Annotated in this window: 33 protein-coding genes; 10 read left to right on the top strand and 23 right to left on the bottom strand. The window is 69.8% G+C overall.

Translation table 11 applies throughout. From position 1 onward, the window contains the following. The first annotated feature begins 70 nt into the window (after positions 1 to 70). The 3 genes from ACZ7OH_RS12080 to hypF are packed head-to-tail and all read left to right on the top strand — an operon-like array spanning position 71 to position 4,939. Positions 71 to 1,534: an AAA family ATPase gene (locus tag ACZ7OH_RS12080; RefSeq protein WP_470280804.1), complete on the top strand. Its 1,464-nt coding sequence runs from the start codon at positions 71 to 73 to the stop codon at positions 1,532 to 1,534. Between the two features lie 53 nt (positions 1,535 to 1,587). Continuing rightward, complete coding sequence (locus ACZ7OH_RS12075) at positions 1,588 to 2,751, top strand: hypothetical protein (protein WP_470280803.1); 1,164 nt, start codon at positions 1,588 to 1,590, stop codon at positions 2,749 to 2,751. Positions 2,752 to 2,800: 49 nt separating this feature from the next. Further along, positions 2,801 to 4,939 (top strand): carbamoyltransferase HypF, encoded by a 2,139-nt coding sequence (gene hypF / locus ACZ7OH_RS12070; protein WP_470280802.1) that lies wholly within the window; start codon positions 2,801 to 2,803, stop codon positions 4,937 to 4,939. On the opposite strand, the gene hypB is transcribed toward hypF, so the two are convergent. From hypB to ACZ7OH_RS11985, 17 genes are all read right to left on the bottom strand, one after another. Beyond that, positions 4,896 to 5,591, bottom strand: coding sequence for a hydrogenase nickel incorporation protein HypB (gene hypB / locus ACZ7OH_RS12065; RefSeq protein ID WP_470280801.1), 696 nt, complete (start codon positions 5,589 to 5,591; stop codon positions 4,896 to 4,898). The two genes, hypF and hypB, sit on opposite strands and share 44 nt — an antisense overlap. A gap of 2 nt (positions 5,592 to 5,593) precedes the next feature. Continuing rightward, positions 5,594 to 5,923, bottom strand: a complete 330-nt coding sequence (locus ACZ7OH_RS12060) for a hydrogenase maturation nickel metallochaperone HypA/HybF (RefSeq protein WP_470280800.1) — start codon at positions 5,921 to 5,923, stop codon at positions 5,594 to 5,596. Beyond that, complete coding sequence (hypE, locus tag ACZ7OH_RS12055; RefSeq protein WP_470280799.1) at positions 5,924 to 7,000, bottom strand: hydrogenase expression/formation protein HypE; 1,077 nt, start codon at positions 6,998 to 7,000, stop codon at positions 5,924 to 5,926. After that, complete coding sequence (gene hypD / locus ACZ7OH_RS12050) at positions 6,997 to 8,124, bottom strand: hydrogenase formation protein HypD (RefSeq protein ID WP_470280798.1); 1,128 nt, start codon at positions 8,122 to 8,124, stop codon at positions 6,997 to 6,999. Before hypD ends, hypE begins: the two co-directional genes overlap by 4 nt. Before the next feature lie 8 nt (positions 8,125 to 8,132). Next, positions 8,133 to 8,405 (bottom strand): HypC/HybG/HupF family hydrogenase formation chaperone, encoded by a 273-nt coding sequence (locus ACZ7OH_RS12045; protein ID WP_400901369.1) that lies wholly within the window; start codon positions 8,403 to 8,405, stop codon positions 8,133 to 8,135. A gap of 5 nt (positions 8,406 to 8,410) precedes the next feature. Next, positions 8,411 to 8,515: a DUF6893 family small protein gene (locus ACZ7OH_RS12040; protein ID WP_470280797.1), complete on the bottom strand. Its 105-nt coding sequence runs from the start codon at positions 8,513 to 8,515 to the stop codon at positions 8,411 to 8,413. A 1-nt stretch (position 8,516) separates the two neighbouring features. Next, positions 8,517 to 9,014 carry a hydrogenase maturation protease gene (locus ACZ7OH_RS12035; RefSeq protein WP_470280796.1) on the bottom strand — a complete coding sequence of 166 codons (498 nt, stop codon included), beginning with the start codon at positions 9,012 to 9,014 and terminating at the stop codon, positions 8,517 to 8,519. Beyond that, positions 9,011 to 10,150, bottom strand: a complete 1,140-nt coding sequence (locus ACZ7OH_RS12030) for a hypothetical protein (RefSeq protein ID WP_470280795.1) — start codon at positions 10,148 to 10,150, stop codon at positions 9,011 to 9,013. The genes ACZ7OH_RS12035 and ACZ7OH_RS12030 overlap by 4 nt, the downstream gene beginning before the upstream one ends. Continuing rightward, on the bottom strand, positions 10,147 to 10,776 hold the full coding sequence (locus ACZ7OH_RS12025) for a DUF6084 family protein (protein WP_470280794.1): 630 nt from the start codon (positions 10,774 to 10,776) through the stop codon (positions 10,147 to 10,149). Before ACZ7OH_RS12025 ends, ACZ7OH_RS12030 begins: the two co-directional genes overlap by 4 nt. Beyond that, entirely contained in the window at positions 10,769 to 11,386 is a 618-nt protein-coding gene (locus tag ACZ7OH_RS12020) for a DUF5947 family protein (RefSeq protein ID WP_470280793.1), read from the bottom strand. Before ACZ7OH_RS12020 ends, ACZ7OH_RS12025 begins: the two co-directional genes overlap by 8 nt. After that, positions 11,383 to 11,901 (bottom strand): NifU family protein, encoded by a 519-nt coding sequence (locus ACZ7OH_RS12015; RefSeq protein ID WP_470280792.1) that lies wholly within the window; start codon positions 11,899 to 11,901, stop codon positions 11,383 to 11,385. Before ACZ7OH_RS12015 ends, ACZ7OH_RS12020 begins: the two co-directional genes overlap by 4 nt. After that, entirely contained in the window at positions 11,901 to 13,673 is a 1,773-nt protein-coding gene (locus tag ACZ7OH_RS12010; RefSeq protein WP_470280791.1) for a nickel-dependent hydrogenase large subunit, read from the bottom strand. Before ACZ7OH_RS12010 ends, ACZ7OH_RS12015 begins: the two co-directional genes overlap by 1 nt. Continuing rightward, on the bottom strand, positions 13,670 to 14,725 hold the full coding sequence (locus tag ACZ7OH_RS12005) for an NADH-quinone oxidoreductase subunit B family protein (protein ID WP_470280790.1): 1,056 nt from the start codon (positions 14,723 to 14,725) through the stop codon (positions 13,670 to 13,672). The genes ACZ7OH_RS12010 and ACZ7OH_RS12005 overlap by 4 nt, the downstream gene beginning before the upstream one ends. Continuing rightward, positions 14,722 to 15,408 (bottom strand): D-sedoheptulose-7-phosphate isomerase, encoded by a 687-nt coding sequence (locus ACZ7OH_RS12000; RefSeq protein ID WP_470280789.1) that lies wholly within the window; start codon positions 15,406 to 15,408, stop codon positions 14,722 to 14,724. Before ACZ7OH_RS12000 ends, ACZ7OH_RS12005 begins: the two co-directional genes overlap by 4 nt. A 17-nt stretch (positions 15,409 to 15,425) precedes the next feature. Then, positions 15,426 to 15,662, bottom strand: a complete 237-nt coding sequence (locus tag ACZ7OH_RS11995; RefSeq protein WP_470280788.1) for a HypC/HybG/HupF family hydrogenase formation chaperone — start codon at positions 15,660 to 15,662, stop codon at positions 15,426 to 15,428. Next, positions 15,659 to 16,279 carry a D-sedoheptulose-7-phosphate isomerase gene (locus ACZ7OH_RS11990; protein ID WP_470280787.1) on the bottom strand — a complete coding sequence of 207 codons (621 nt, stop codon included), beginning with the start codon at positions 16,277 to 16,279 and terminating at the stop codon, positions 15,659 to 15,661. Before ACZ7OH_RS11990 ends, ACZ7OH_RS11995 begins: the two co-directional genes overlap by 4 nt. Before the next feature lie 79 nt (positions 16,280 to 16,358). Continuing rightward, a complete protein-coding gene (locus tag ACZ7OH_RS11985; RefSeq protein WP_470280786.1) occupies positions 16,359 to 17,402 on the bottom strand; it encodes a tetratricopeptide repeat protein in 1,044 nt (347 codons plus the stop codon). A gap of 178 nt (positions 17,403 to 17,580) precedes the next feature. Between ACZ7OH_RS11985 and ACZ7OH_RS11980 the strand changes: the two genes are divergently transcribed. The 4 genes from ACZ7OH_RS11980 (at position 17,581) to ACZ7OH_RS11965 (ending at position 21,140) form a co-directional block, all read left to right on the top strand. After that, a complete protein-coding gene (locus tag ACZ7OH_RS11980; RefSeq protein ID WP_470280785.1) occupies positions 17,581 to 18,261 on the top strand; it encodes an HNH endonuclease family protein in 681 nt (226 codons plus the stop codon). A gap of 10 nt (positions 18,262 to 18,271) precedes the next feature. After that, positions 18,272 to 18,910: an alpha/beta fold hydrolase gene (locus ACZ7OH_RS11975; RefSeq protein WP_470280784.1), complete on the top strand. Its 639-nt coding sequence runs from the start codon at positions 18,272 to 18,274 to the stop codon at positions 18,908 to 18,910. A gap of 149 nt (positions 18,911 to 19,059) precedes the next feature. After that, positions 19,060 to 19,803, top strand: a complete 744-nt coding sequence (locus tag ACZ7OH_RS11970; RefSeq protein ID WP_470280783.1) for a 3D domain-containing protein — start codon at positions 19,060 to 19,062, stop codon at positions 19,801 to 19,803. Between the two features lie 11 nt (positions 19,804 to 19,814). Beyond that, on the top strand, positions 19,815 to 21,140 hold the full coding sequence (locus ACZ7OH_RS11965) for a cellulose binding domain-containing protein (protein WP_470280782.1): 1,326 nt from the start codon (positions 19,815 to 19,817) through the stop codon (positions 21,138 to 21,140). Between the two features lie 70 nt (positions 21,141 to 21,210). On the opposite strand, the gene ACZ7OH_RS11960 is transcribed toward ACZ7OH_RS11965, so the two are convergent. The 3 genes from ACZ7OH_RS11960 to ACZ7OH_RS11950 are packed head-to-tail and all read right to left on the bottom strand — an operon-like array spanning position 21,211 to position 23,390. After that, positions 21,211 to 21,759: an SMI1/KNR4 family protein gene (locus tag ACZ7OH_RS11960; protein ID WP_470280781.1), complete on the bottom strand. Its 549-nt coding sequence runs from the start codon at positions 21,757 to 21,759 to the stop codon at positions 21,211 to 21,213. Further along, positions 21,756 to 22,394, bottom strand: a complete 639-nt coding sequence (locus tag ACZ7OH_RS11955; RefSeq protein ID WP_470280780.1) for a nitroreductase family protein — start codon at positions 22,392 to 22,394, stop codon at positions 21,756 to 21,758. Before ACZ7OH_RS11955 ends, ACZ7OH_RS11960 begins: the two co-directional genes overlap by 4 nt. An 18-nt stretch (positions 22,395 to 22,412) precedes the next feature. Then, complete coding sequence (locus ACZ7OH_RS11950; RefSeq protein ID WP_470280779.1) at positions 22,413 to 23,390, bottom strand: aldo/keto reductase; 978 nt, start codon at positions 23,388 to 23,390, stop codon at positions 22,413 to 22,415. Between the two features lie 47 nt (positions 23,391 to 23,437). Between ACZ7OH_RS11950 and ACZ7OH_RS11945 the strand changes: the two genes are divergently transcribed. After that, complete coding sequence (locus ACZ7OH_RS11945) at positions 23,438 to 23,923, top strand: MarR family winged helix-turn-helix transcriptional regulator (RefSeq protein WP_470280882.1); 486 nt, start codon at positions 23,438 to 23,440, stop codon at positions 23,921 to 23,923. Here ACZ7OH_RS11945 and ACZ7OH_RS11940 read toward each other — a convergent pair whose 3' ends face one another. From ACZ7OH_RS11940 to ACZ7OH_RS11930, 3 genes are all read right to left on the bottom strand, one after another. Continuing rightward, on the bottom strand, positions 23,924 to 24,343 hold the full coding sequence (locus ACZ7OH_RS11940; protein ID WP_470280778.1) for an ATP-binding protein: 420 nt from the start codon (positions 24,341 to 24,343) through the stop codon (positions 23,924 to 23,926). It lies immediately after the preceding gene. Positions 24,344 to 24,405: 62 nt separating this feature from the next. Continuing rightward, positions 24,406 to 25,185 carry a SigB/SigF/SigG family RNA polymerase sigma factor gene (locus ACZ7OH_RS11935; RefSeq protein ID WP_470280777.1) on the bottom strand — a complete coding sequence of 260 codons (780 nt, stop codon included), beginning with the start codon at positions 25,183 to 25,185 and terminating at the stop codon, positions 24,406 to 24,408. Further along, entirely contained in the window at positions 25,182 to 25,598 is a 417-nt protein-coding gene (locus ACZ7OH_RS11930; protein WP_364520680.1) for an anti-sigma factor, read from the bottom strand. Before ACZ7OH_RS11930 ends, ACZ7OH_RS11935 begins: the two co-directional genes overlap by 4 nt. A gap of 165 nt (positions 25,599 to 25,763) precedes the next feature. On the opposite strand from ACZ7OH_RS11930, the gene ACZ7OH_RS11925 reads away from it, so the two are divergent. Both ACZ7OH_RS11925 and ACZ7OH_RS11920 read left to right on the top strand, forming a co-directional pair. Next, the gene (locus ACZ7OH_RS11925; protein WP_372667850.1) at positions 25,764 to 26,072 is read left to right on the top strand and encodes a WhiB family transcriptional regulator; all 309 of its coding nucleotides are present in this window, start codon (positions 25,764 to 25,766) and stop codon (positions 26,070 to 26,072) included. A 206-nt stretch (positions 26,073 to 26,278) separates the two neighbouring features. Continuing rightward, on the top strand, positions 26,279 to 26,632 hold the full coding sequence (locus ACZ7OH_RS11920) for an STAS domain-containing protein (RefSeq protein WP_086673555.1): 354 nt from the start codon (positions 26,279 to 26,281) through the stop codon (positions 26,630 to 26,632). The last annotated feature ends 39 nt before the right edge of the window (positions 26,633 to 26,671 follow it).

The following is a 26,671-nucleotide window of genomic DNA, read 5'->3' as shown; positions in this document are numbered from 1 at the left end:
CCGTGAGCCGAAACAGTGACATAGCGTGTCTGCCTCGATTGTGTGCCGAGGGGCAGTACCGTCGACAGGCATGACCGAACTGCCCCCGCAACTGGCGGACGAACTCGCGCTCCACGGGGTCGCTGATGGTGACCGGGGTGAGTCCGGTCAAGAACTTCGTCGGCTGGAAGTGTTGGTCGCGACGGCCGCCGGAGCACTGCCCATCAACGAGGTCGCTGCTATCCGCGTCACCGATGCCAGCGGACTCGTTGAGCAGTTCCGGAAGACAGGGCGGCTCGAGGAGACGACGCTCGGCGTGGTCCTGGTCGACCTGCGGGCGGATGACACCAAGGTAGGGACCCTCACCGAGGAGTTCTGGGACCTCCTGGTGACTTCGTCCTCGGAGCACCTCGCCGTCGGACTGGTGTTCGGTCTGAAGTCGAGCGGTTGGGAAGCCGTCTGGCTGGGGCATTCTCCTGGTGGGGAGCGCACGGCGTCGGCGCTCGGTGAATTCCTCGGAATCGAGCCTGAAGAGGCTGCACCCATTCTCCCGCCGAAGTACTCACTCGAACTCGACGAGCGCATTCGGCGAATGCTCCGGCTTTCGGTCCGGTCGCGATCCGCAGTCATGCTCGTTGGGCCACCCGGTACCGGGAAGACGCACCTGCTCGCGGAGCTGACCGCCGAGATCGCGCAGAACCCCAGTGCCCACGGGCTTACCCGACTCCGAAGGCCGATGCTCGTCACTCCGGATGAGTCTTGGACGGCGCGGGAACTGGTCGGTGGTGACACGGTCGACGACCACGGGCGGCTCCGGTTCAGCCCCGGCCACGTGCTGGAGGCGATCCACCGTGACCGGTGGCTGATCTTGGACGAGGCCAACCGGGCCGACCTCGATCGGATCTTCGCCGGGCTGTTCACCTGGCTGTCCGGACAGTCCGTGGAGGTCGGCCGGGTCAGCGGCGACCCGGGGGCGAGCCAGATCATCTTGGGCTGGGCGGACACCCCGGAGAGCAAGGTCATCGGCGCCCACCGCCTGCGCAATGGCTCGACCGGTGGGCCGATCCACTACCTGGCTGGGACCGACTGGCGGCTCCTCGGCACCTACAACGCAGTTGACGCGCAGCGGGTGTTCCGCTTCGGGCAGGCGCTGGGACGCAGGTTCGACCACATCCCGATGCCCGTCCCGGACGCCGGCGCGTTCGTCCAAGCGCTACAGGTACGCCTGGACGACCTGACGCCAGCGCTCGACGATCCCGAAAAGGTGCGGCTCACGTCGATCCTTTCGCGCATTCACGGCGCTCACGTGCGTACCAGTGAGGCAATGGGGCCCGCTGCGTTGTTGTCGATCCCCGAGTACGTTGCGGCTGGAAGACAGCACGCTGAGCGCGTTCCACTGGAGCAACTCGTCGCCGAAGCTTATTTGGCGAGCATGGGTACCTGGCTGGCCGGCCTCGATGACGAAATCAACTCCATCGGAGCGGAGTTGGGGCAGCAAGACGTACTTGGTGAGGAATGGGGTTGGATTCGCCGGCGGCTCCTTGAGTTGCAGTGATGGCTTCGGCAGGTCGACGCCGCGAGGCCAAGTTGTCCATTCCCTGGGAGGGGATGCGCGAGCTCTTCCACAGCTGGTCCGGGAAGGGCGATCTGTTCGCCGGACTGGCCGCGGTGCTCGGGAACGACGAATTCCAGCGCTGGACTCCGCAGGACGTCGAACGCCGAGCGCATCGTGTGCTCTTCGAGAACTGCTTGTCGAGCCTGCAGCGCATGCCCGTCCGCACGCGGGATTGGCTGGCTGTCATCCCGGTCCATTCGCAGGTCGCGCAGGTCACGAGCCCGGCACCGCAGGGGCGGATCGACTGGGCTGCTACTCGTCGTAGCGGGTGGCCGCCCACTCAGTTCACGGGTCGAGCGCGCCAGCGCAGTTCCGATGAGACGTTGCTCAGCGTGCTGAGGTGGACAGTGGAGCGCATGCTTTTGGTCTACCGGGATTCGCGTTATGTCCGTTATCGCGGCGGGAAATCGGTCGCCCGGCAGTTGGCTGCACTCGACGAACTCGTGGAGCGGCCGGAATTGCAGCAGGTCGACCCGGTCGTCCCGGATGCCGCCATGATCAAAGACCTCCAGCGGTCGGGAGCGCGTTGGCGGGTGGTCGCCGAGTTGGCGGACGTCCTTCGGCGAGAAGAAACCCGGGATCTCGTTGCGCTGGCCAAGGCGCAGATCGCGCCTGACCCCAAGATGGGGTCGGCCCTCTTCCACCTCGGTGTCTTCGGGGTCGTCTTGGGCTTGTTGCGAGCGGGCGGGCACAACCCGGTCAGTTTGCGGCCGATCCTCGGGGGAGCCAAGGGCGCAGCGTACGAGGTGACCACGGACGGGCAAACGTGGCACCTCTGGTTCGAAGCTGCTGATCTCTGGGCCGAGTACGGCCAAGTCGAGCCCTACGTCGAGGCGGTCCGTGGCCTCAACAACCCAGGTCGGACCAAGAGTCCTGACATTCTCCTGCTCAACCGGACGCGGCGCCGGGCTCTCATCATCGAATGCAAGTACAGCGAGAAAGGTGACTACATCAGGGAGGGGTACGAGCAGGTGCTGACGTACCTCACGGAAGCCCGGACAACCATGATCGACGCCGGCGAAGCGTTTGTCGTAGCGCCGAGCGAGATGGTCTCGACGGCCAGCACCGGGTTCACCCACTCCGGACCGGTGACGTTCTGTGCGCCGGAACACCTCAAGGCCGAACTCGAAAGAGCGTTCGCTCAGCTGCAGAAATAGCTCCGATGGAGATCTCGACGGGTGGTCGACCGGGGCGCAGACTGAGCGGGTGCGTGTGGCGATCAGCGTCACCGGGGTGGTGCAGGGCGTCGGGTTCCGGCCCTTCGTCCATCGGCTCGCGCGGGGGCTCGGGGGCTTTGTCGGGAACGATGGGCACGGTGTCTTCATCGAGGTCGAGGGCACACTCGCGCAGATCACCGCGTTCGTCGACGCGCTGAAGGAACCTCCGCCGCTGGCGGTGCTCGATGACGTTCGGGTGCGCGAGATCCCCGCGCGGGGGGAGACCGGGTTCCGGATTGTCGAAAGTTCGCACGGCGCCGCCGACACGTTGGTCTCGGCTGACTCCGCCACCTGCGACGACTGCCTGCGCGAGCTGCGCGACCCCGGCGACCGGCGGTTTCGGTACCCCTTCGTCAACTGCACCAACTGCGGCCCGCGCTTCACGATCGTCCGCGGCGTGCCTTACGACCGGCCGTTGACCACCATGGCCGCCTTCGCGATGTGCGCCGACTGCAAGCAGGAGTACGAAGACCCCGCCGACCGGCGGTTTCACGCCCAGCCCGTCTGCTGTCCCGCCTGCGGGCCCACGCTCCAGTTCGAGCCCGGCGCCGGCGACCCGGTCGAAGCCGCCACGGAAGCCATCCGGGCTGGTTCCGTGGTCGCCGTCAAAGGGCTTGGTGGGTATCACCTCGCCGTCGGCGCGCGGCACGAAGCCGCCGCGAAGAAACTGCGGGAGCGAAAGCACCGGGAGGACAAGCCCTTCGCCGTCATGGTCGCCGACCTGCGGCAGGCGAAGGAACTCGCCGAAGTCGACGCGGACGCCGAAGAAGTGCTCTGCAGCCGACTGCGGCCCATCGTGCTGCTGCCCGCCAAAGGTGGCCTGGCGGAAGCCGTCGCGCCCGGGAACCGGCGGATCGGGCTCATGCTGCCCTACACGCCGCTGCACCACCTGCTACTGGAACAGACCGGCCCGATCGTGCTGACCAGCGCGAACGTCTCCGACGAGCCCATCGTCCACCGCGACGACGACCTCGGCCGCCTCCAGGGCATCGCCGACGCCTTCCTCACCCACGACCGGCCGATCCACGTCCGGACCGACGACTCCGTCGTGCGGATCACTCGGGGAAAGCCCCAGCTGCAACGGCGTTCACGCGGCTACGCGCCCGAACCCGTCCGGCTCGAAACGAAAAGGCACCTCCTCGGCTGCGGCGCCGAGCTGAAGAACACCTTCTGCCTCGCCAAGGGCCACCACGCCTTCGTCTCGCACCACATCGGCGACCTCGAGAACTACGAGACCTTCAAGGCCTTCACCGAGGGCATCGAGCACTTCAAGCACCTCTTCGACGTCGATCCCGTGCTGGTCGCGCACGACCTGCACCCCGAGTACCTCTCCACGAAGTACGCCCTCGACCAGCACGTCGAGCTGCTGGGCGTGCAGCACCACCACGCCCACATCGCCGCCTGCCTGGCCGACAACGACCACCGCGAACCGGTGCTCGGGGTCGCCTTCGACGGGACCGGGTTCGGGCCCGACGGCACCATCTGGGGCGGTGAGGTCCTCCTCGCCGACCTGACGAGCTACCGGCGGCTCAGCCACCTGCGCACCGTCGCCATGCCCGGGGGAGCACAAGCCATCCGTCAGCCGTGGCGGATGGCCGCGTCCTATGTGGACGAACTGGGACGGCCGGCGCGCGAAGACGTCGTCAAGCTCAAGCGCAGCGGCCTCAACTCGCCGTTGACGTCCAGCGCCGGACGGCTCTTCGACGCCGCCGCGTCGCTGCTCGGCGTCCGAGACACCGTCAACTACGAAGGCCAGGCCGCCATCGAGCTGGAACAGCTGGCCGATCCGGCCGAAATGACGGCCTACCGCGCGCGGATCGACGACGTGATCCACGGTGAGGACCTCATCGCCGCGCTCCTCGACGACCCGGCCAGCAAGCCCAAGCGAGCCGCCCGGTTCCACAACGGCGTCGCCGACGCGATCGTGCGAACCTGCGACCGCTTCCGGGACCACAGCGACACCGTGGCGCTCTCCGGCGGCGTGTTCCAGAACGTCCTGCTGCTCGACCGGACCGTCGAAGGCCTCGAAAACCGGGGCTTCCGCGTCCTGACCCACCGGAGCGTGCCGACGAACGACGGCGGGATCAGCTTCGGTCAGGTCGCCGTAGCCAGTCGTACCACTCGGTGAGCCCGTCCCCGCGGGTCGCGCTGACCTGCAGCAACGCCGCCGTCGGGTTCACGCGGCGGACGTCGCGTTCGAACTCGGCGACGTCGAAGTCCACGTACGGCAGCAAATCGACCTTGTTCAGCAGCACCAGGTCCGTGGCGGCGAACATGTGCGGGTACTTCACCGGCTTTCCGGGCCCTTCGGTCACCGACAGGATCACCACGCGCGCCGCCTCACCGAGGTCGAACAGCGCCGGGCAGACCAGGTTGCCGACGTTCTCGATGAACAACGTCGAACCCCGGGCGGGGGCGAGCGAATGCAGGGCCCGGTGCAGCATCGACGCGTCCAGGTGGCAGCCGGCGCCGGTGTTGATCTGGACGACCGGCGCGCCCGTCGCCTTGATGCGCTCGGCGTCGAGCAGCGTCTCCTGATCACCCTCGATCACCGCGCACGGCGTGTCGAGGACCCGGATCGTGCGCTCCAGCAACGTCGTCTTGCCCGCGCCGGGCGAACTCATCAGGTTGATCGCGAAGACGTCCGACGCATGCAGGTGCGTCCGGTTGTGCGACGCGAGTTCGTCGTTCTTCGCCAGGATGTCCTGCTCCATGACCACCGTGTGGGCGTGGTCGGTGATCCGGACTTCCGAGTCCGAGCAGCCGCAGGTGTCGCACATGGCTAAGCCACCTCCACCGAGGTAATCCGCAGTTCCCGTCCCGCCAGCACCGCCGCGTTGGCGCTGCCGCAGGGGCACAGCACGATGAAGTCGTCGAGGCCGAACTCTTCACCGCAGTCGTGGCAGCGGGCCCGGCCCGCCGGCTCGGCGATGTCCAGCCGGGCGCCTTCCAGGGACGTCCCGGTGCACAGGACGTCGAAGCAGAACCGGACGCTGTCCGGCACCACCCCGGACAGCCGGCCGATCTCGAGCCGGACGCACGACACCGCCGCGTCGCCGAGGCGGGCGACGATCGCGTCGACGACCGACTGCGTGACCGCCATTTCGTGCATTCAGCAGATCCTCGGCAGCGGGTCCCCGACCAGCAGGTCCACGATCCGGGTGCCGCCGAACGCGGTGTTCAGCAGCACAATCCCGGGCGGGTCGTCCGCGACGCGGCCGATCACCGCGGCCTCGGCGCCGAGCGGGTGCGCGCGCAACGCGGCGAGCGCGTCGGAGGCCTGCGAACCGTCCACGACGACCACGATCCGGCCTTCGCAGGCGACGTACAGCGGGTCGATGCCCAGCAGCTCGGACGCGCCGCGGACCTCGTCGCGGACCGGGACGGCGTTCTCGTCGACGACCACGGCGACTTCCGCGGCCTTCGCGATCTCGTTGAGGATCGTCGCGACGCCGCCGCGGGTCGCGTCCCGCATCGCGCGCACGCCGGGGACCGCGGCCAGCAGCCCGGCCACCAGCTCGTGCACCGGCGCGGTGTCGGACGCGAGGTCGGCGTCGATGTCCAGCTCGCCGCGGGCCAGCATGATCGTGACGCCGTGGTCACCGATCGGCCCGGAGACGAGGACGGCGTCTCCGGGCTTCACGGTGGCCACGCCGAGGCCCGTGCGGGTGAGCACCCCGACCCCGGCCGTGTTGACGTATACGCCGTCGGCCTTGCCGCGCTGGACGACCTTGGTGTCCCCGGTGACGATCTGCACACCGGCCGCCAAAGCGGCGTCCTTCATGGACTCGACGATTTTCAGCAGGTCCTCGACCGGAAAGCCCTCTTCGAGGATGAACCCCGCGGTCAGGTACAGCGGCCGCGCGCCGGAGACGGCGAGGTCGTTGACCGTGCCGTTCACGGCCAGGTCGCCGATGTTCCCGCCGGGGAAGAACAGCGGCGAGACGACGTAGGAGTCCGTGGTCAGGGCCAGGCGCGCGTCCCCGATCGTCAACGACGCCGAGTCTTCGAGGGGTTCCAGCAGCGGGTTGCGGAACGCGTCGAGGAACACGGCCTCGATCAGCGTGTGCGTCGACTTGCCGCCCGCGCCGTGCGACAGCGTGATGCGCTCTTCGCGCACCTTCGCGCGCCGGCGCCGCGCCCGTTCGATGCGGTCCAGGACCTGCTGCTCGCGTTCGGTGGTCGTCATGCGCGGCTCGCCTCCCGGACGCGCTGGCGGCTGAACCGGCCGAAGTTGTAGTACGCCGCGCAGGCGCCTTCGGGCGAGACCATGCACGTCCCGATCGGCGTCTCCGGGGTGCACGCGGTGCCGAACACCTTGCACTCCCACGGCTTCAGCACGCCCTTGAGCACCTCGCCGCACTGGCACGCCTTCGGGTCGGCGACGCGCAGGCCGGGGATCTCGAAGATGCGTTCGGCGTCGAACTTCGCGTACTTCGCGCGGATCGCCATCGCCGAGTGCGTGATGAACCCGAGGCCGCGCCACTCGAAGTACGGCCGCAGCTCCATGACCTCGTTGATGGCCTTCAACGCGACGATGTTGCCGTCCCACGGCACCACGCGCGAGTACTGGTTCTCGACTTCCGACCGCTTCTCGGACAGCTGGACCATCAGCATGTAGATCGACTGCAGGATGTCCAGGGGCTCGAACCCAGCGACGACGACGGGCTTGCCGTAGTCGCGCGCGATGAACTCGTACGGCCGGCAGCCGATCACCGTCGAGACGTGCCCCGGGCCGATGAAGCCGTCGAGCCGCAGGTCGGGGGAGTCGAGGATGGCCTTGATCGCCGGGATGATGGTGACGTGGTTGCCGAACACCGAGAAGTTTTCGATGCCTTCGGCGGCCGCGCGCAGCAGCGTCATCGCGGTGGACGGCGTGGTCGTCTCGAACCCGATCGCCATGAACACCACGCGCAGGTCCGGATTCTGCCGCGCGATCTTCAGCGAGTCGAGCGGCGAGTAGACCATCCGGATGTTGGTGCCCTCGGCGTTGGAGTCGAAGAAGTTCCCGCCGGACCCGGGCACGCGCATCATGTCGCCGAACGACGTCATGAGCACGCCGGGCTGCCGGGCGATGTGGATGGCGTCGTCGATGCGGCCCATCGGGATCACGCACACCGGGCAGCCCGGCCCGTGCACCAGCGTGATGCTCTCGGGCAGGTAGTCCTCGAGGCCGTGCTTGTAGATGGTGTGCGTGTGGCCGCCGCAGACCTCCATGAACTTGTAGTGGCGGCCCGGCTCGCACAACGACGTGATCTTGGCGGACAGCGCCCGCGCCTTCTCCGCGTCGCGGAACTCGTCGACGAAACGCATGACGACTCCTATTCGATCCGGGATTCCAAGAGCGCGGCCATCTCGTCCTCGTACGCCTTGCCGATGCTCTCGAGGAACTCCAGCGCGGCCGCGGCCTCCGCTTCGTCTATTTTGGACAGTGCGAAGCCGACGTGGATGAGGATCCACTCGCCGGGCTTCGGCGGGTCGTCTTCGAGCAGGCCGATGTTGATGGTCCGCTTGACGCCGCTGACCGAGACTTTCGCGAGGTCCGGGCGCTCCTCGCTGATTTCGATGATCTCGCCCGGGATGCCGAGGCACACGGCCGTTACATCCGGCTCATCTCGAGGTACCGCCGGATATCGGGTTCGACCTGCTTCGCGAGCCAGGTCACCCCGCCGAGCAGCAGGGCCAGCAGCAGCAGACGCTTCATCTCAAACCTCCGTCTTCTCCTTGAGCGGCAGCTCGGGACTGGTTCCCCAGGCGAGCTCGGTGACGGCGCGGACCGCGGCCGGGATCGCCGCCGTCACTTCGGGGGACAGCCCGATCCCTTCGTCGAGGCAGGCCGGTTCGCAGCCGACGAGCAGCACGCGCCCGGCGTCGCCGCCGAGCAGGCGCAGCAGCCGGAACACCGCGTCCGGCCGCATGCCGTGGGCGTCGATCGACGCCGCGGTCGCGAGGTCCTCGGTGTCGGCCTCGATGAGCGAGAGTGTGCCGGCCGGCCGGCCGTGCGGGGTCGCGTCGAGCAGGATCGTCGTGTCGTAGCCGCCCATCAGGTCGTAGGCGAGGTGCATGCCGGCGATCCCGTAGTCGGCGATCTGCACCCAGGGCGGCAGTTCGGCCTGCTCCAGCTCCTTGATGACCTCCACGCCGAAGCCGTCGTCGCTCAGGAAGATGTTGCCGATGCCGGCGACCAGGACTCGTGGCCTCATTCCGCGACCTCCAGGGGTTCGATCTCGTCGGGGGAGAAGTACCGGTACCGGCCGTGCGCGTGCTGCAGATCCGCGGCCGGGTCGTCGTCGAGGGTCACCGCCAGGTACGAGACACCGTCCACATCGGACAGCACGACCCGCACGGTGGCCGTCTTGCCGACCAGGAACATGTCCTGGGCGTCGGTCCCGCGCAGGTTCGGCCGCAGCCGGACGCGCGACCCCTCGGCGACGCGGACCCCGGCGACGACCACCGAAGGCTTGACCGGCCGCACGGACCGGACCGCGCCGTGCAGCCGCTCCAGGAGTTCGGGCGGCATCGCGTCGACGCGGTCGACGATGGCCGCCGCGCGCGGGTCGGTGGCCCGGGCCTCGCGCTTCTCCTCGTCGGTCAGCGTCATTGTGCGCAGGGTCAGGATCTCGTCGATCTCGGTGCCGTCGAAGAGGTCGCCCGGGCTTTCCGGGGCGATCGCCGGATCGTCGTAGAGGATGATCGGCGACGCGAGCACCACCGTGCTGCGCGAGGTGTCGCCGATCAGCACCGGCCAGAGCCGTTCCTGCCGGCAGGCTTCGACGGCCGGTTTCGCCCACTCCGGCGGGTCCAGCATGGACAGGAAGTGCCCGGTGTCGACGCTGAGCACCAGGTGGGCGGCGAGCAGCGCGTGCCGCAGGGCGTGCTCGCGGACGCCGTCGGAGGGCCACGACGTCGTGTTGTGCACCTCGACGCGCAGCCGGGCGCCGCCGAACGGCCCGTCGAGCGGGTCGATCCGCGCGGTGAGGACGCCGGTCAGTTCGTCCACGTGGAACGGCTTCTCGACCGGGAGTTCCGAAAGTGGCAGCTCGAAGTCGATCTCCTGCTCGACGCCTTCGTCCCACGCCGTTTCGTCGACGAGCCGCGTCCGGGCCCGCAGGAACCGCAGCTTGATGCGCAGGATCGTGCGTTCCAGGGGTTCCAGGACGCATTCGACGCGGGCGGAGGCGTGCTCGCCGATCTCCGCCGACGCGTACGACGGCGGCACCAGCACGCCCCACTGCCAGCGCACGCGGTTCTTCCCCGCCGACGCCCGGTACGGGTAGAGCAGGTAGCCCTCGTAGAGCACGGCGTCGCCCACCGCGCGGGCCTGGTCGAGGACGTTCACGACCCACCCGCCAGCAGCTGCTCGACCGCGGCTTCCCAGGTCGGGATCGCGTGCCGCGCCTTGTACTTGAGCAGCGCGTCCACCGACTCCCGCGGTAGCTTGATCCACGCGACGTCCGGGAAGTAGCGGGACATCAGCTCGTCCCAGACGGTCACCGGCATCCGGCACTCCGCCTGCGTGTGCCACGGCACCTGCTCGACCCAGAACCCCGGGCCGCCCTTGCCGAACACGGTCCCGCTGAACAGCAGCACCATCGGCACGACGCCGTCGGACAGCGCGTGGAAGTACTTGCCCGCGGCGACTTCGAGGTCGTAGGTGCACGGCACCTCGGCGTCGACCTCGGTGGCGCCGGTGAACCCCGGCACGGTCACCGACACCGTCGTGAACTGGAACGGCTTGAGCGTCTCGCCCCACCGGGAGCGGTCGCCGAAGAGGTGGGTGAGCAGCTCCGACTCGTCGTCGCTATACCGGCGCCGCTGCGGCTCGATGCGGATCTGGACGCGCAGCACCATCGCGTGCACGGGCTGCCCGGTCAGCTCGGAGATCCGCAGCCGGAACGCCAGCGTCGGGGACGCGGCGTACTTCAGCGGCCGGACGCCGATGCAGTCGAAGGTCAGCTCAGTCATCGAACACGACCTCGCTGCGCTCCCGCAGGCGCGTGAAGAACCCGTCGATGGCTTCGTGCGCCTCGGTGCCGCCGTCGAAGCCGCGCCAGGTGGAGCGGACGAGCCCGACCAGCTCGTAGCAGACGTCGATCGGCACCAGGAAGCACTCGAAGCCGAGGTCGAGCTTGTTCAGCAGCAGCGCTTCGACGTCGTCGGCGATGTCGGCGAACTCCGGAGTGTCCGCCAGCAGCTCGTCCCAGGTGCCCAGCGGCAGCAGCGACTCGGTCGCACCCGCCGGGCTCGGGTAGAACGCGACTGGCCGGTCCTGCACCGAGTTGCGGAACAGGAACGCCGTCTTCACCGGGATGCCCGCCGACTCCCACAACGCCGTCCCCGGCCCGAAGCGCGGCGCGTGCCGGAAGCGGTCCGGCACCGCCCGGTGCCGCTTCCCGCCCGCCCCGCGGTGGGTGAAGAGCAGGTAGCAGCCCCGGCAGGTGCACAGGATCGTCCGGGATTCGAGGTCGATGACGTGCCCGTGTTCCCCGCTGATCGGTTCCGCGCACATCTCGCACTTCTCGCCCGGCGCGGCGCGCCGGACGGGAGCGCGGAACCTGCGCAGACCGCCCGTCACGGGACCTCCACGGGACACGGGACCAGCGGCAGCAGCGGCCGGCCGCCGGGACCGGTTTCCTCCGGCACGACCCCTTCGACGACGACGTCGGAGATCTCCGGCGCCACCTCCCGCACCACGCGCTCGATCGCGTACTTCGCGGTGACGGTCGACGACGGGCAGCCGTCGCAGCTGCCCTGGAGCCGGAGCCGCACGACGCCGTCGTCGATCCCGACGAACTCGACGTCGCCGGCGTGCGAACCCAGGTACGGCCGGACCTTGTCGAGCGCCTCGGCGACCCGCTCGTGCGTCGACCGCGGGTGCAGGTCGTGCAGCACGAGCAGGCCGCGGACGTGGTCGTCCTCGAGGAGGCGGTCCAGCAACGGCGGGTCGACGGCTTCGACGATCCGGGCCAAGCCGGCGCCGTAGAACTCGAGCAGCGTGTGGACGAGCTCCTCGGCGAGCTCGGCGTCCGCGCCGGAGAACTCGCCCAGCAGCCGCTCGATGCGCTCGCCGACGCGGTCGACCTCCGTCATCAGCCGAGCTCCCCGCCGAACGCGTGCGGGGTGTGCAGCCGTTCCAGGACCTTGCCCTTGCCGGTGTACATGTGGACGCCGCAGGGCAGGCACGGGTCGAAGCTGCGGACCGCGCGCATGATGTCGATGCCCTTGAAGTTCTCCTGCGTGTTCTCCTCGAAGATCGGCGTGTTCTGCACGGCGTCCTCGTACGGCCCCGGCGTGCCGAAGCTGTCGCGGACGCTGCCGTTCCACGGCGTCGGCGGGTACGGGTGGTAGTTCGCGATCTTGCCGCCCTTGATCACCATGTGGTGCGAGAGCACGCCGCGGACGGCTTCGGTGAAGCCGCAGCTCACGCCCTCGTCCGGGACCTTGAACGGCTCCCACGTCTTGGTGTTGCCCTTGCGGACCTCACCCAGGGCCTGGTCGGCGAAGTGCAGCGCCAGCGCGGCCGAGTACGCCTGGAAGTACGTCCGCGCGCGGTTGCGCTCGAGCGCGTTGCTCCAGCGCGGGATCTTCCACTCGAATTCGACTTCCGGCTTGGTCGCCGTGCGCGGCAGCGTGATCTTGACGCTGTGGCCGGTCGACTTCAGGTACGGCGTGTCGACGAGCCCGGCGAGCGCGGTCACCCACAGCCGGGCGATCGGGCCGCCGCCGGTGTCGAGGGCGAGGTGGTCCTTGCCGTCGAACCAGCGCGGCGACATCGTCCACGAGTACTTGCTGTCGAAGTCGCGCTTGGCCGGGCGCGGGATGGTGTGCTGGTTCCACGGGTGGCGCTGGTCGACCGGGTTGCCCAGCGGGTCCTGCGTGACGAACATCGGCTGGTCGACCCAGTCCTCGTAGAACGAGCTGCCGAGCAGGATCCGGATGCCGAGGTTGATGTCGACGAGGCTCGTCGTGACGAGCTCGCCGTCGACGACCACGCCCGGCGTCACGAACATCTTGCGGCCCCAGGACTCCATGTTCTCGTAGGTGAAGTCGCAGTACTCGGGGTCGTTGAGGCTGCCCCAGCAGCCGAGCAGGATCCGGCGCCGCCCGACCTCTTCGTAGCCGGGGATGGCTTCGTAGAAGAAGTCGAAGAGGTCGTCGTGCATCGGCAGGCAGCGCTTCATGAACTCGACGTAGCGCATCAGCCGGGTCAGGTAGTCGGTGAACAGCTGCACGGTGGCGACCGTGCCGACGCCGCCGGGGTACAACGTGGACGGGTGGACGTGCCGGCCCTCCATCAGGCAGAACATCTCGCGCGTGCTGCGGGACACCTGAAGGGCCTCGCGGTAGAACTCGCCTTCGAGCGGGTTCAGCGAGCGCATGATGTCGCCGATGGTGCGGTAGCCGTGGTCGCCCGCGTGCGGTGCTTCGGTGCGGTTGGCCAGCTCCAGCACGCCGGGGTTGGTCTCGGCGACCATCTTCTCGCAGTAGTCGACCCCGACCAGGTTCTCCTGGAAGATGTTGTGGTCGAACATGTACTCGGCGGCCTCGCCGAGGTTGATGATCCACTCGCCGAGGTGCGGCGGGCGGACGCCGTAGGCCATGTTCTGGTTGTAGACCGAGCACGTCGCGTGGTTGTCGCCGCAGATCCCGCAGATCCGGCTGGTGATGAAGTGCGCGTCGCGCGGGTCCTTGCCCTTCATGAAGATGCTGTAGCCGCGGAAGACCGACGACGTGCTGTGGCACTCGACGACCTTCTTCTGCGCCCAGTCGATCTTCGTGTAGATCCCGAGGCTGCCGACGATCCGGGTGATCGGGTCCCACGCCATCTCGACGAGGTCGGTCTTTTCCTTCATGTCCGTCATGACCGCGCCCCTGCCTGGTAGCCGGTGTCGAGCTTGGTGCCCTTGTGCCGCCACTTCGGTTCCGTGTCGGCCTTGCGCTCGGTGATCTTCCGCAGCCGGCGGATCACCGACCCGTACGCCCCGCTGGCCAGCGAAGACACTTGCGCGCCGGGCGGCTCGTCCATGAACGGCATGAACTTGTCCGGGAAGCCCGGCATGGTGCAGCCGATGCAGATCCCGCCGACGTTCGGGCAGCCGCCGACGCCGTTGATCCAGCCGCGCTTCGGCACGTTGCACTTCACGACCGGCCCCCAGCAGCCCAGCTTCACCAGGCACTTCGGGGAGCCGTACTCGGTGGCGAACTCGCCCTGCTCGTAGTAGCCGCCGCGGTCGCAGCCCTCGTGCACGGTCGCGCCGAAGAGCCACTGCGGCCGCAGGTGGTCGTCGAGCGGGATCATCGGCGCCTGCCCGGCGGCCTGGTAGAGCAGGTAGGTGATGGTCTCGGACAGGTTGTCCGGGTGGGTCGGGCAGCCGGGCACGCAGACGATCGGGATGCCGGCGCCGGACTTCCAGTCCCAGCCGAGGTAGTCGGGCACGCCCATCGCGCCGGTCGGGTTGCCCTCCATCGCGTGGATGCCGCCGTAGGTGGCGCAGGTCCCGACGGCCATGACCGCCAGCGCCTTGGGTGTCAGGCGGTCGAGCCACTCGCTGGTCGTCATCGGCTGGCCGGTCTCGGGGTTGTTCCCGAACCCGCACCAGTAGCCCTCTTCCTTGATCGCCTCGTTCGGGATCGAGCCCTCGATGACCAGCACGAACGGTTCCAGCTCGCCGCGATCGGCTTTGTAGAACCACTCGATGAACGTGTCGGCCCCCTTGTCGGGGCCGCATTCGAAGTCGATCAGCGGCCAGTGGACCGCGATCTTGGGCAAGCCGGGCAAAGCGCCGAGGACGATTTCCTCGATGCTCGGTTGCGTGGCGGCGGTCAACGCGACGGAGTCGCCGTCGCAGGACAGGCCGGCGTTGATCCAGAGGATGTGGATGGGCTGCTCTTCGGTTTCTTCAGCGTGCGTCACGGCTGATCACCCTTGGCGAAGTCGTCGAGCGCGCCGAGGGTGAGCTCCCACAGCGCGTGGTAGAGGGTCGTCTGGGCTTCCTGGATGCGGTGCACGGACGGCGACGGGACGACGAAGAGGTGGTCGATGCTGTCGAGCTCGGCCATCTTCCCGCCGTCGTAGCCGGCGATGCCGACCGTCACCATGCCGCGCCGGGCGGCTTCATCGAAGGCGCGCAACAGGTTCGCGGAGTTCCCGCTGGTGGACAGGCCCACCGCGATGTCGCCGGGACGCCCGAATGCACCGATCTGGCGGGCGAACACGACGTCGAACCCGATGTCGTTGGACAGGGCGGTCACCACCGCGATGTCGTTCGTCAGCCCGAAGGCGGGCAACGGCTGCGCGTCGCCGGCCGGGCTGAGGAACAGGCTCGCGAGGTCCTGGGCGTCGGTCGAGCTGCCGCCGTTGCCGAAGGCGAGCAGCCGGCCACCACCGCGGAACGCGCGCGCCACGTCCTGGGCGCACGCGAACAAGCGGTCGCGGTCGGCCGCGAGCACGTCGCCGCGCAGGGCGACGATCTCGCGCACCTTGTCCACAGTGGACTGTTCGACCTGGTTGAGGACGGCGTCGAGGTCGCTCGCACCCGAATACAGGAACGGGTACAGCGCTTCGAGACCGTCGGTGACGGGGTGTTCCCGCGTCATTCCGAATCTCCCGCGGCTTAGGACTTCTCCAAGCGTGCGATGGCTTCTCCGGCGTGCACCAGGATGCGGTCGCCGACGCCGGCCTCGACCAGCGCGACACTGACCTCTTCCCGCGTGGACCCGGTGTCCACGACAGCGAGCTCGTCTTCGAGGAGCTCGACCACGGTCACCTCGACCGCGGTGTCGGAGCAGGTGATGCACACCCCGTCGTGGCAGACGGGGCCGCCTGGTCTGTCGGCGTCACGGGCGCTCACGACGCCACCTCCGGGGTCAGCACGCCGGGTTGCTCGAAGAAGACGTGCACCAGCTCCCACAGCACGTGGTAGGTGGTCACGTGGACCTCCTTGACGATCCGCGGGTCGCTCGACCGGGCGACCAGGACGTGGTCGAGGCCGGGTGTTCGCGCGATCGCGCCGCCGTCGCCGCCGGTCAGGGCCACGGTGAGCATGCCGAGGTCGCGGGCGGTTTCGAGGGCGCGGCGGACGTTGGCGCAGTCGCCGTCGGTGGAGATGCCCAGCGCGATGTCGGCGGGTTCGCCGATGATCCGCAGCTGGTGGGCGAAGACGTCTTCGAGGCCGACGCGGTTGGCGACGCCGGTGACCGTCGCGACGTCGGCGGTCAGCGAGAGCGCCGGCAGCGCGCGCTTGCCGACGATCACCGGATGGACGAACTCGACCGCCACGTGCTGGGCGTCGGTGCTGGGGCCGCCGTTGCCGAAGACGACGAGCTTGCCGCCCCGGTGGAAGCGCCGGGCCATGCCGTGGCACGCCTCGGCTACCGTCCTGGCGTCGTCGGCCAGGGCGAGCACTGGGGCCTTGCGGCGCTCGAAGAGCGCGTCGACGGAATCCGGCTGATTCGGTGACCACGGCATCGCGGCACTTCCTCGCTCAGTGGAGTGAGCCGCACACCAGGCTAGAACTGTGAGTTGGATCACACAATAGATCGAACGGTCAGAAGTGGTGCTCTCGGTCGTCTTGGAGGTGCTCCGCACGGGCGAGCCACTGCTGCGCCTCTTGCGCGGCACCGCGCGACCGCAGCATCCGGGCCAGACTGAGCATGCCCTGGACGTCGCCGGTGTCGGCGGCCCGCCGGAACCACCGCTCGGCCTCGCCGAGGTCGTCCCGGTGCTCGGCGAGGTGCCCGAGGTTGGTGAGCGCGGGGACGCTGCCGTGCTCGGCGGCCTTGCGGTACCAGGCCGCGGCCTCGCCCTCGTCGCCGCGGTTGCGGGCCAGCACGCCCAGGTTGGTCATCGCGGCCGGGTCGCCGCGCTCGGCCGCGTCGAGGTACCAGTTCTCGGCTTCTTCGAGGTCGCCGCGGCGGTGCAGCAGCAGCCCGAGCCGGACGATCGCCTCGCCGTGCCCGCCGGCCGCGCCCTGGCGGTACCACGACTCGGCGTCGGCGGGCCGGCCGAGCCGTTCGGCCTGCCGGCCCAGCTGGCAGGTGGCGGCGAGGTCGCCGGCCTGCACGGCCGAGCGCCACCAGCGGGACGCTTCGGCGGCCTGGCCGCGGTCGCGCAGCACGACGCCCAGGTCGATCATCGCGCTCGTGACCCCGGCGTCGGCGGCCTGCCGCAGCCACGACTCGGCCTCTTCGGTCCGCCCCTGCTCACGCAGCATGTGCCCGAGCGCGGCGATCGAGGGCAGGTCCCCGGTGCGGGCGGCCTCGGCGTACCAGTGCTGGGCGTCCTCGCGCTTGCCGCGCCGCTCGTAGGAGCGGGCGAGCTTGAGCATCCCGTGCGGCTCGCCGGCCAGGGCGGCCTCGTGGTACCAGCGTTCGGCCTCTTCCTGCGCGCCGCGCTCGGCCAGCAGGTGCGCCAGCGACGTCATCGAGACGCGGTCGCCGCCCATCGCGGCCTTGCGGAACCACGACTCGGCCTCGGCGAGGTTCCCCTGCTCGCGCATGGCCGAGCCCATCCTCGCCATGGCGATGACGTTGCCGCCTTCCGCGGCTTTGCGCTGGAAGAACTCGTCGAACTTCTTGAGCCGGCCGGGCATCGGCTGCTCCCTCCGGATGGGTCCTGCTCCGGTAGTCGCAGATGATCGGCTCGGTGTGACACCCCTGCCGTGGGTGGGCGAGGTCACATTCGCGCCAGGTCGTCGTGTCGGCGCGGTTTTCCCAGGCCGGCAGGGGTGAGACTACGCCGCGCTCAGGTGAATTCGAGAGGAGAAATTCGTGGCGGCCCGCGGCTTTCGGCTCAGCGTGACCCAACGATCTCTGCTGGTAGTCGCGATCCTCGCGATCGCCTTCTTCGGGTACTGGGCGACTAGCAGAAGCTCGGGCGCGACCCCGCCGCCTTCGACGTCATCGGCACCGGTTCCGGTCAGCGCGGCGGACGCGCAGAAGCAGCTCGGCGAGCTGACCATCGCCGCGCGGACCTCCATGGACGGCTACTCGCGGGAGAAGTTCCCGCACTGGGACAGCCAGGGGTCGGGGTGTGACACCCGCGAGGTCGTCCTCAAGCGGGCCGGCAAGGACGTCAAGACCGACAAGGACTGCAAGGCGACGTCCGGGACGTGGACCAGCGTCTACGACGACGAGACGTGGACCAAGGCGACCGACCTCGACATCGACCACATGGTCCCGCTCGGGCAGGCCTGGGCCAGCGGCGCGAAGACGTGGACGACCGAGAAGCGCGAGCAGTTCGCCAACGACCTGACCCGGCCGCAGCTGTTCGCCGTCACCGACAACCTCAACCAGCAGAAGAGCGACAAGGCACCGGACCAGTGGAAGCCGCCGCTGGTGGCGTTCTGGTGCACCTACGCGACCGACTGGATCGTGGTGAAGCACTACTACGGCCTGACGGTCACCGAAGGGGAGAAAACCGCCTTGACGGACATGCTGCGCCGCTGCTGAGCTGACCGGCATGACGACCTTCGCGCTGATCCACGGGGGCGGCGGCAGCGGGTGGGACTTCCACCTGCTCGGCCCGGAGCTGGAGGCGCGCGGCCACGGCTTCGTCGCGCCGGACCTGCCGATCACGGACCCGTCGGCCGGGTTGTCCGCTTTCGTCGACACGGTCTTGGCGGCGTTGGGCGACGCTTCGGACGTCGCCGTCGTCGGGCATTCGTACGGTGGGTTCACGGCGTCGCTGGTCGCGGCGAAGCTGCGGGCGCGGCTGCTGGTCTACCTGGCCGGGATGATCCCGGCGCCGGGGGAGCCGCCGGGGCAGTGGTGGTCCGCCACGGGCTTTTCCTCGCCCGAGGGGTTGAGCGAGACCGAGCAGTTCTTCAACGGCGTCCCGTCGGCGCTCGCCGAGGAGTGCCAGGCGCACGGGCGCGACCAGGTGAGCAAGGAGTGGGACGAGCCGTGGCCGCTCCCGGCCCACCCGGACGTCCCGACCCGGGTCCTGCTGTGCCGCGACGACCGGTTCTTCACGCCGGACTTCCAGCGCCGGGTGGCGCGCGAGCGGCTGGGCATCGAGCCGGACGAGGTCGACGGCCCGCACTGCGCACCGCTGAGCCACCCCGCGCAGATCGCCGACCGCTTGGTCGGCTACCTCTAGCCTGGGCCGTTCGGGGGAGCGGCAAACCTTAAAGGTCTAGACCTATTGACTGTGTGGTCCAGGCCACTTAACGTCGGTTCCGCGGCGAACCCGCACCTCCCCACCTGCGTCACCTCCACCCCGGTCCCCACCCTGGAGGTCTCCTCGTCATGCGATTGGTCAGGGTCCTCGCGCTGGCGGCCTTCGCCGCCGGCAGCGTGCTCGTCGCCCCCGCCGCGTCCGCGGCCACCCTCCCGGCCTGCCAGCACTTCTACCAAGGCACCATCCCGGACCGCCCGGTCACCGGCGGCCACGGCCCCGGCACGCTCGTCGGCGCGGTCGACGTCACCAACCGCCTGCCCGCGCCCGGCTCGGTCAGCGGCGGCCTCGGCGCGGACGGCAAGGTCACGTTCACCTTCGCCCGCGTCTCCGGCGCGAAGGCCTACCGCGCGTTCCGCAACGGCCAGGCCCTGCAGTGGATCAGCGACTGGGGCCAGCCGACGCTGACCGTCACCGACGCGAGCCCGTGCCAGAACGCGAACTACCAGCTCTACGCGATGACGGCCGAGGACAACTCGCCCGATTCGCTCGGCCAGATCTCCACGGCCTACCGCCTCGACGGCGGCAACCACCTCGCCGCCTACCGCATCCCGGCCGGCACCACGCTGAACTACCGCGTCACGTCCTACAACGACGTCGCCCAGACGGCGTTGGGCTACAACGCCGGGCCGGGCTTCTGCGCGGTCGACGCCCGGAACATCCCGTGGGGCACGCGGTTCTCCGTGCCGGGCTACGGCGAGTGCTACGCGGCCGACATCGGCAGCTGGATCAAGGACGACATCGTCGACGTCTGGCTGCCCGGCTCGCAGGCCGACGCCTGGGGCATCCAGCGGCTCACGCTGACCGTGCGCTGAAAGGGTCCGCCATGAAAGCCAAGCTCGCTCTCGCCGCGACGCTCCTTTCGGCGGCGACAGTGCTGGTCGTCTCGCCGGCGACGGCGGCCACCGCGCCGTCGGCGGCGTTCACCAAGGACTCCGACTGGGGCTCCGGCTACCAGGCGAAGTACACGATCAGCGCGGGCACGTCCGCGCTGACGGGCTGGAAGCTGGAGTTCGACCTGCCTGCCGGCTCGTCGCTCGGGTCCTATTGGGACGCGCTCGACACGCCCTCCGGCACGCACCACTCGTTCGCCAACCGCGAGTACAACGGCTCGGTCGCCGCCGGCGCGTCGACGAGCTTCGGGTTCCTGGTCAGCGGCAGCGGCCTGCCCGCGAACTGCAAGCTGAACGGCCAGCCGTGCGCCGGAGGGACGTCACCGACGACCACTCCGACGACCACGCCCACCACTCCGCCGACCACCACCACGACGCCGCCCACCGGCGGCAGCGCGCGCGTGTCGCCGTACATCGACATCACGATGGCGACGCCGTCGCTGGTCTCGGTGGCGAACGCGACGGGCCAGAAGAACTTCACGCTGGCGTTCGCGCTGGGCAGCAGCCTCGGGTGCGACCCGCAGTGGGGCGGCACGGTCCCGCTGCTGGATTCGCGGATCATCGACGACGTCAACGCGTTGCGCTCGCTCGGCGGCGGCGTGACGGTGGCGTCGGGTGGGGCGCTGGGCCCGTACCTGGAGAACGTCTGCGGCTCGGTGGACGCGCTGTACAACGCGTACGTGAAGACGCTGGACGCGGTGGGCAGCAACAGCCTGGACGTCGACGTGGAGGCGTCGATCCCGACGGCGATGGTCAACCAGGCCCTGCTGCGGCTCCAGCAGCAGCGCGGGACCCACATCAGCTACACGATGCGGATCCAGGGCCAGGACTACGGGATGGACCCGTTCTCGGTGTCGATCCTGCAGGACGCGGCATCGCGCGGGCTGAACGTGGTGGTCAACCCGATGCTGATGGACTTCGGCTACAGCGGCGCGTGGGGCGACGCACTGGTGTCGGCGGCCAACGCGACGCTCGGCCAGATGAAGACGATCTGGCCGGCGAAGTCGGACGCTGAAGTGAAGGCCTCGCTCGGCTTGACCCCGATGATCGGCCGCAACGACACGGGCTCGGTGACGGACCAGGCGGCCGCGCGCCAGCTGCTGTCGTACGCCCAGGCGAACCACGTGGCGAGCATCGGCTTCTGGTCGGCGGGGCGAGACAACGGAGGCTGTCCGGGCGGCGGCGCGGTGGCGACGTGCTCGGGGATTTCCCAGTCGCTGTACGAGTTCACGAACATCTTCAAGGCGTACACGGGCTGAGCCACCAGACGGCCGCAAGGCCGTGCCGGCCTCCTTGCCGACGTCCCCAAACGCCCCGGCAAGGAGGCCTTCACGGGTGGTTCAGCCACTTCAGGTACCACTCGCGGAAGCCCGTTCCGACGGGGGAGACGCCGCCGTCCGAGCCGCGGTCGTCGAACCACAGCCGCCCCCGCTCCGGCCCCGTCACCACGAGCCGGAAGTACGCGCCGCACCCGAAGTGGCACAGCTTCAGCGAGCCGGTGATCCAGCGCTGATCCTCGTACAGCTCGTCCGGGATCTCGTTGTCGACCGGGTGGTGCTCGGCGCGGTTCCACGCGCTCGTGTGCGGGAACGGCGTCGACAGGAAGCCGGGCCGCCACTCGTCCTCGAAGCGGCATTCCGGCGCGCTGAGCAAGTACAAGCCGTAGTACGGCCCGGCGCCGTTCTCGCCGACGGTCAGCAGGAAGTCGCGGTAGTCCGCCGGCAGCGTCACGCCGTGCCGGGCTTCGAACTCCTCGAGTTCCGCCTCCGGCACCGGCGGGCCGAGCCGGTACTCGTGCTCGCTCGCGCCGAACCGCTCGAGGTCCGGGTCGGCGGCGGCCAGCTCGGCCAGCCGCTCCCGGACTCCCTCCCAGCTCACCACCGGTCGAGGTGCAGGACCTCCTCCAACGGCTGCCGCGCCGCGGGTTTGAACGTCTCGCCCGTGTAGAACGCCGTCGGGATCAGCGCCGCCTGGTGGACGTTCTTCGGCAACCCCAAGACCTCCGCCGCCTCCTGCTCGTACGCCAGGTGCAGCGTCGTCCACGCCGTTCCCAGCGTCACCGAGCGGGCCGCCAGCATGTAGCTCCACACCGCCGGCAGCAGGGAGGCCCACATCCCCGCCTGGTTGCCCGCCGGCAGCTCCGCCGACGGCGTCTCCAGGCACGGGACCACCAGCACCGGCACGTCACCCATCCGGTCGGCCAGGTACTCGACGCTGCTGCCGACCCGCTGCTGCACCGCGGCCCGCGAAGGGTCGTCCGCGAACAGCTTCCCGGCCGCGCGGTCGGAAGCCAGGTACTCGCGGCACGCCCGGCTGTAGATGCTCCCGAGCGCCGCCCGCTGGTCCGCGTCCGTGACGACCAGCCACTGCCAGCGCTGGGTGTTCGAGCCGCTCGGCGCCTGCAGCGCCACCTGCACGCAGTGTTTCACCAGGTCGAGCGGCACGGGCCGGGCGAGATCGAGCCTCTTGCGGACGGTCCTGGTGGTCGTCAGGAGCTCTTCGGGCGTCATCATCGGCCCATCATGCCGGGACTACCAGCGATCGTGCACGAGCGGACGCACCAGCTCGTCGTACGTCTCGCGCACGCCCGCCAAGGCCTCTTCGGACAACGGCGGCAACGCGGCGGCCGCGGTGTTCGCCGTGGCCTGCGAAGCGTTGCGCGCGCCCGGGATCACCGTGCTCACGCCCGGCTGGTCGATGATCCAGCGCAGCGCGAACTGCGCCAGCGTCTGGCCCTCGGGCACCAGCCCGCGCAGCCGCTCGACCGCCTCCAGCCCGACCTCGTACGGCACGCCCGAGAACGTCTCGCCGACGTCGAACGCCTCGCCGTGGCGGTTGAAGTTCCGGTGGTCGTCGGCGGCGAACGTCGTGGACGCCGTGTAGCGCCCGGACAGCAGCCCGGACGCCAGCGGCACCCGCGCGATGACCCCCGCGCCCGCCTCGGCCGCCGCGGGCAGCACGCGCTCCAGCGGCTTGAGGCGCAGGCAGTTCAGGATGATCTGCACCGAAGCGACGTGAGGCCGCGCCAACGCCGTCAACGCCTCATCACACGTCTCGACGCTCACCCCGTACGCCTTGATCCGGCCCTCGGAAACCAGCTCGTCCAGGGCGTCGTACACCGCGTCGGACGAGTACACCGCGGTCGGCGGGCAGTGCAGCTGGACCAGGTCGAGCGTGTCGACGCCGAGGTTGCGGCGCGACCGGTCGTTCCACTCGCGGAAGTTCGCGGCGACGTAGTTCTCCGGCACCTGCTCGACCCGGCGGCCCATCTTCGTCGCGACGAAGACGCCGTCCCGCCCGGCCGCGAACTCGCCGACCAGCCGCTCGCTGCGCCCGTCGCCGTAGACGTCCGCGGTGTCGAAGAAGGTGACGCCGGCGTCGGCCGCCGCGTCCAGCACCGCCAGCGCGTCCTTTTCGTCGACTTCGCCCCAGTCCGCGCCGAGCTGCCAGCAGCCGAGCCCGACGACGGACACCTCGCGGCCCAGCCGGGCGATCTTCCGGTTCTCCATGCCGCGATCCAAGCACACGGCCCCGCCTATGATCGGCCGTCATGGCCATGACATCGGGTCCGGACGGACTGGGGACCCGGATGCGGCACGTCCTCGAGATCCTCGAGGGCGATGTCGCGCGGTTCCTGACCGACATCGGCCTCGGCGACTACCGCCCGCGGTACTCGGGAGTGGTGCGGGCGCTGCTCGCGCGCGGCCCGCTGGCCATCCGCGACCTCGCCGCCGAGATGGGCGTGACGCACTCGGCGGCCAGCCAGACCGTCGCGCAGATGAACCGCGCCGGCCTCGTCAGCCTCGAACCGGGCGCGGACGCCCGCCAGCGGATCGTGTCGCTCACCGAGAAGACGCGCGGCCTGCTGCCGCTGATCGAGGCGGAGTGGACGGCGACGACCGAGGCGTCGGAAGCGCTGGAGGCCGAGCTGCCCTACCCGCTGCGCGGGGTGCTGGCGGCGATCGTCGAGGCGCTGGAGCGGAAGCCGTTCCGGCAGCGGATCGGGGAGACCCCCGCCGCGCGGGAGCTGCTGGAACCCTGATCAGCCGCGGGGGAGGCGGAAGACAGCCCAGACGAACTTGCCGCCGGGGCAGCGCTCGAAGCCCCAGTCCTCCGACAGCGCCTGGACCAGCACGAGACCGCGGCTGCGCGCCTCGGCCGGCGACGGCGCCCGCAGCTCCGGCAGCAGGCTCCCGGCGTCGTGCACCCGCAGCGTCAGCCGCTCGTCGGTGTAGGCCAGCTCGAGGTACCGCGGCCGCTCACCGTGTTCGAAGGCGTTGGTGACCAGCTCGGACGTCGCCAGCAGGACGTCGTCCAGCTGCGCCTCGCACAGCCCGGCCGCGAGCAGGAACGAGCGCACCTCGTGCCGCGCGCGGGCCGGGGCCGTCACGTCGTCCGGGAGGGGCACGGTCAGCGGCGCGGCCTGGACAGCGGTGCGCTGCGGCAGCTCCGACGTCGTCATGGGTCCCCCTCCCAGTGAGTTCCGGTACCGTCCGTTTGGTACCCAAGCGGGTGAGCGGCTAATCAGGTGCCGTCGGCGAGCTCGGATTCGTCCAGGCCCGAACGCAGCTTCTTCAAGGTCGCGGCCAGCAACCGCGACACCTGCATCTGGGAGACCCCGACGCGGCGCGCGATGTCCGACTGGCTCATCCCGGACCCGAACCGCAGCGCGACGATCTTGCGCTCCCGCTCGGGCAGGCTGTCCAGCATCGGCCGCAGCGCCTCCCGCAGCTCGGCCTGGCTGAGCTCGGCGTCCGGCGCCCCGAACCGCGTGTGCGCGGCGTTCTCCAGCAGGTGGTCCAGCGAAGCGCCGTAGCGGCCCTGACCGGCGCGCAGGCCCTCGTAGACGTCCTCGATCGGCACGCCGAGCCGTGACGCGATCTCACTGGGCTTCGGCGCGCGCGACAGCTGCACCGTGAGCTCTTCGCGCGCGGCGGAGATGTTCGCGTTCAGCTCCTTGAGCCGCCGCGGCACCCGCACCGACCAGCTGTTGTCGCGGAAGTGGTGGCGCAGCTCCCCGGAGATGGTGGGCACGGCGAAGGCCAGGAAGTCCGTCCCCTGTTCGGGGTCGAACCGGTCGACGGCGTGGATCAGCCCGACGGTGGCGATCTGGACCAGGTCCTCCATCGCCTCGTCGCGGTTGCGGAACTTCCGGGCCAGGTTGCGGGCGAGCTCCAGGTGCGTGCGCACCAGCGTGTCGCGGATGCGCTCCCGCTCCGGGGAGTTCGCCGGCAGCGCGGCGAGTTGGGTGAACAGCGCGCCGACGTCGAGGTCGTCCCCGCTGCCCCCGGCGGGGTCGGTCACGAGTCCGCCGCCTGGCTCTCCCGGACGAGGTCGACCCGGGACAGGTAACGGCCGTCCTCGGGGGTCACGGTGCGCTCGGCCGACGTCGCGAGCGCGGTCAGCAGCTGCCACGACAGACCGGAGTCGTCCTCGTGATCGGGCGTGTCCGAAAGCACCGACACCGAAACCTCGATGCGCGGCCCGCTCCACGAGAAGACGCAGGTCAGGCGGCCGTCCGAGCTGGCGGGGAGCAGCAGTGAGCACGCTTCGTCCACCGCCATCCGGAGGTCCTCGACGGCGTCGAGGTCGAAGTCCTGGCGCATGGCGATGTCCGCCACGATGGTCCGCAGCGTCGGCACGACGTGCGGGATCGCTGCCGTCCGCACCTCGATGACCTGCGCGCCTTCCGGCACGAGCGGGGCGTTGTCCTCCACGTTTGTTCCTTTCTCCGCACTCGCGCTCCAACGGGGTCGGCGGTGTCCTCTTCACGCCCGGTCGCGAGATGCCCGTGGGGTGAGCAAACCAAACCCGCGTTTGATCCGCTCCACCGGCGGGCATGTAGCGGTCGACATGCTCATTGTGGGAAAGGCAGGGACGACATGGCTGACGTCAGCCGGCTGCCCAACGTGGTTGCTGAAGAGTGGGAATGGCAGCTGCGCGGTTCTTGCCGCGGCGCGGACAGCAGCCTGTTCTTCCACACGGACAACGAGCGGGGTTCGGCGCGCGAGCGGCGCGAGTCGCGGGCCAAGGCCATCTGCCAGACGTGCCCGGTGCTGGCCCAGTGCCGGCAGCACGCGATGACCGTGCAGGAGCCGTACGGCATCTGGGGCGGCCTCGGCGAGATCGAACGGCGGCAGCTGTTCCTGCGCCAGCGCAGGGCGGCTCGCAAGGCCGTCGGCGCGCACTGACCAGGCAGGATCCGATCGCGAGTGAACAGTCCACGCGAAAGGGCGGCGGCCGTGGCGGGCTCGGTCGCTTCCTGGGTTAGGGTTGGCCCCGGAGTTGCCTTTGACCGTGCCGGCGCGAGCTTCAGAAAGGCACGGTGACACGGTTGCCGCTTGAGACAGCAGGCGCGTACCCGGCGCAGGAGCAGCGCCTGACGAGGAGAAACTGCATGCCCGCAGCCGACCAGAACGCCACCCCGCCCGGGTTCGGCATCACGCTGGACACCGACGCGACGGAGCCCCGGGTGGTGGTCACCGGTGAGCTCGATCTGCTCACCAGCCCGCAGCTGCAGGAGGCCCTGGCGGGGCTGATAGCGGACAAGCGCGCGCAGCGGGTCGTGGCCGATCTGACCGGGGTGACCTTCTTCGACTCCTCCGCGCTGAACGTGGTGCTCCGCGCACAACGCCAGGCCGGCGAGCAGGAAGTCGAGCTCGAGGTCGTCCCGAGCCCCGCCGTGAGCCGCGTGATCGAGCTCACCGGCGTGGCCGAACACCTGAGCGTGTCGGAGGACCCCCAAGCCTGACCGCCCGCTAGGTTCCTGCGGACTGGTTCCGCGGATCCT

The organism is Amycolatopsis sp. NPDC114478 (genome assembly GCF_055633805.1).
This window is presented reverse-complemented; position numbering and strand designations above follow the sequence as displayed.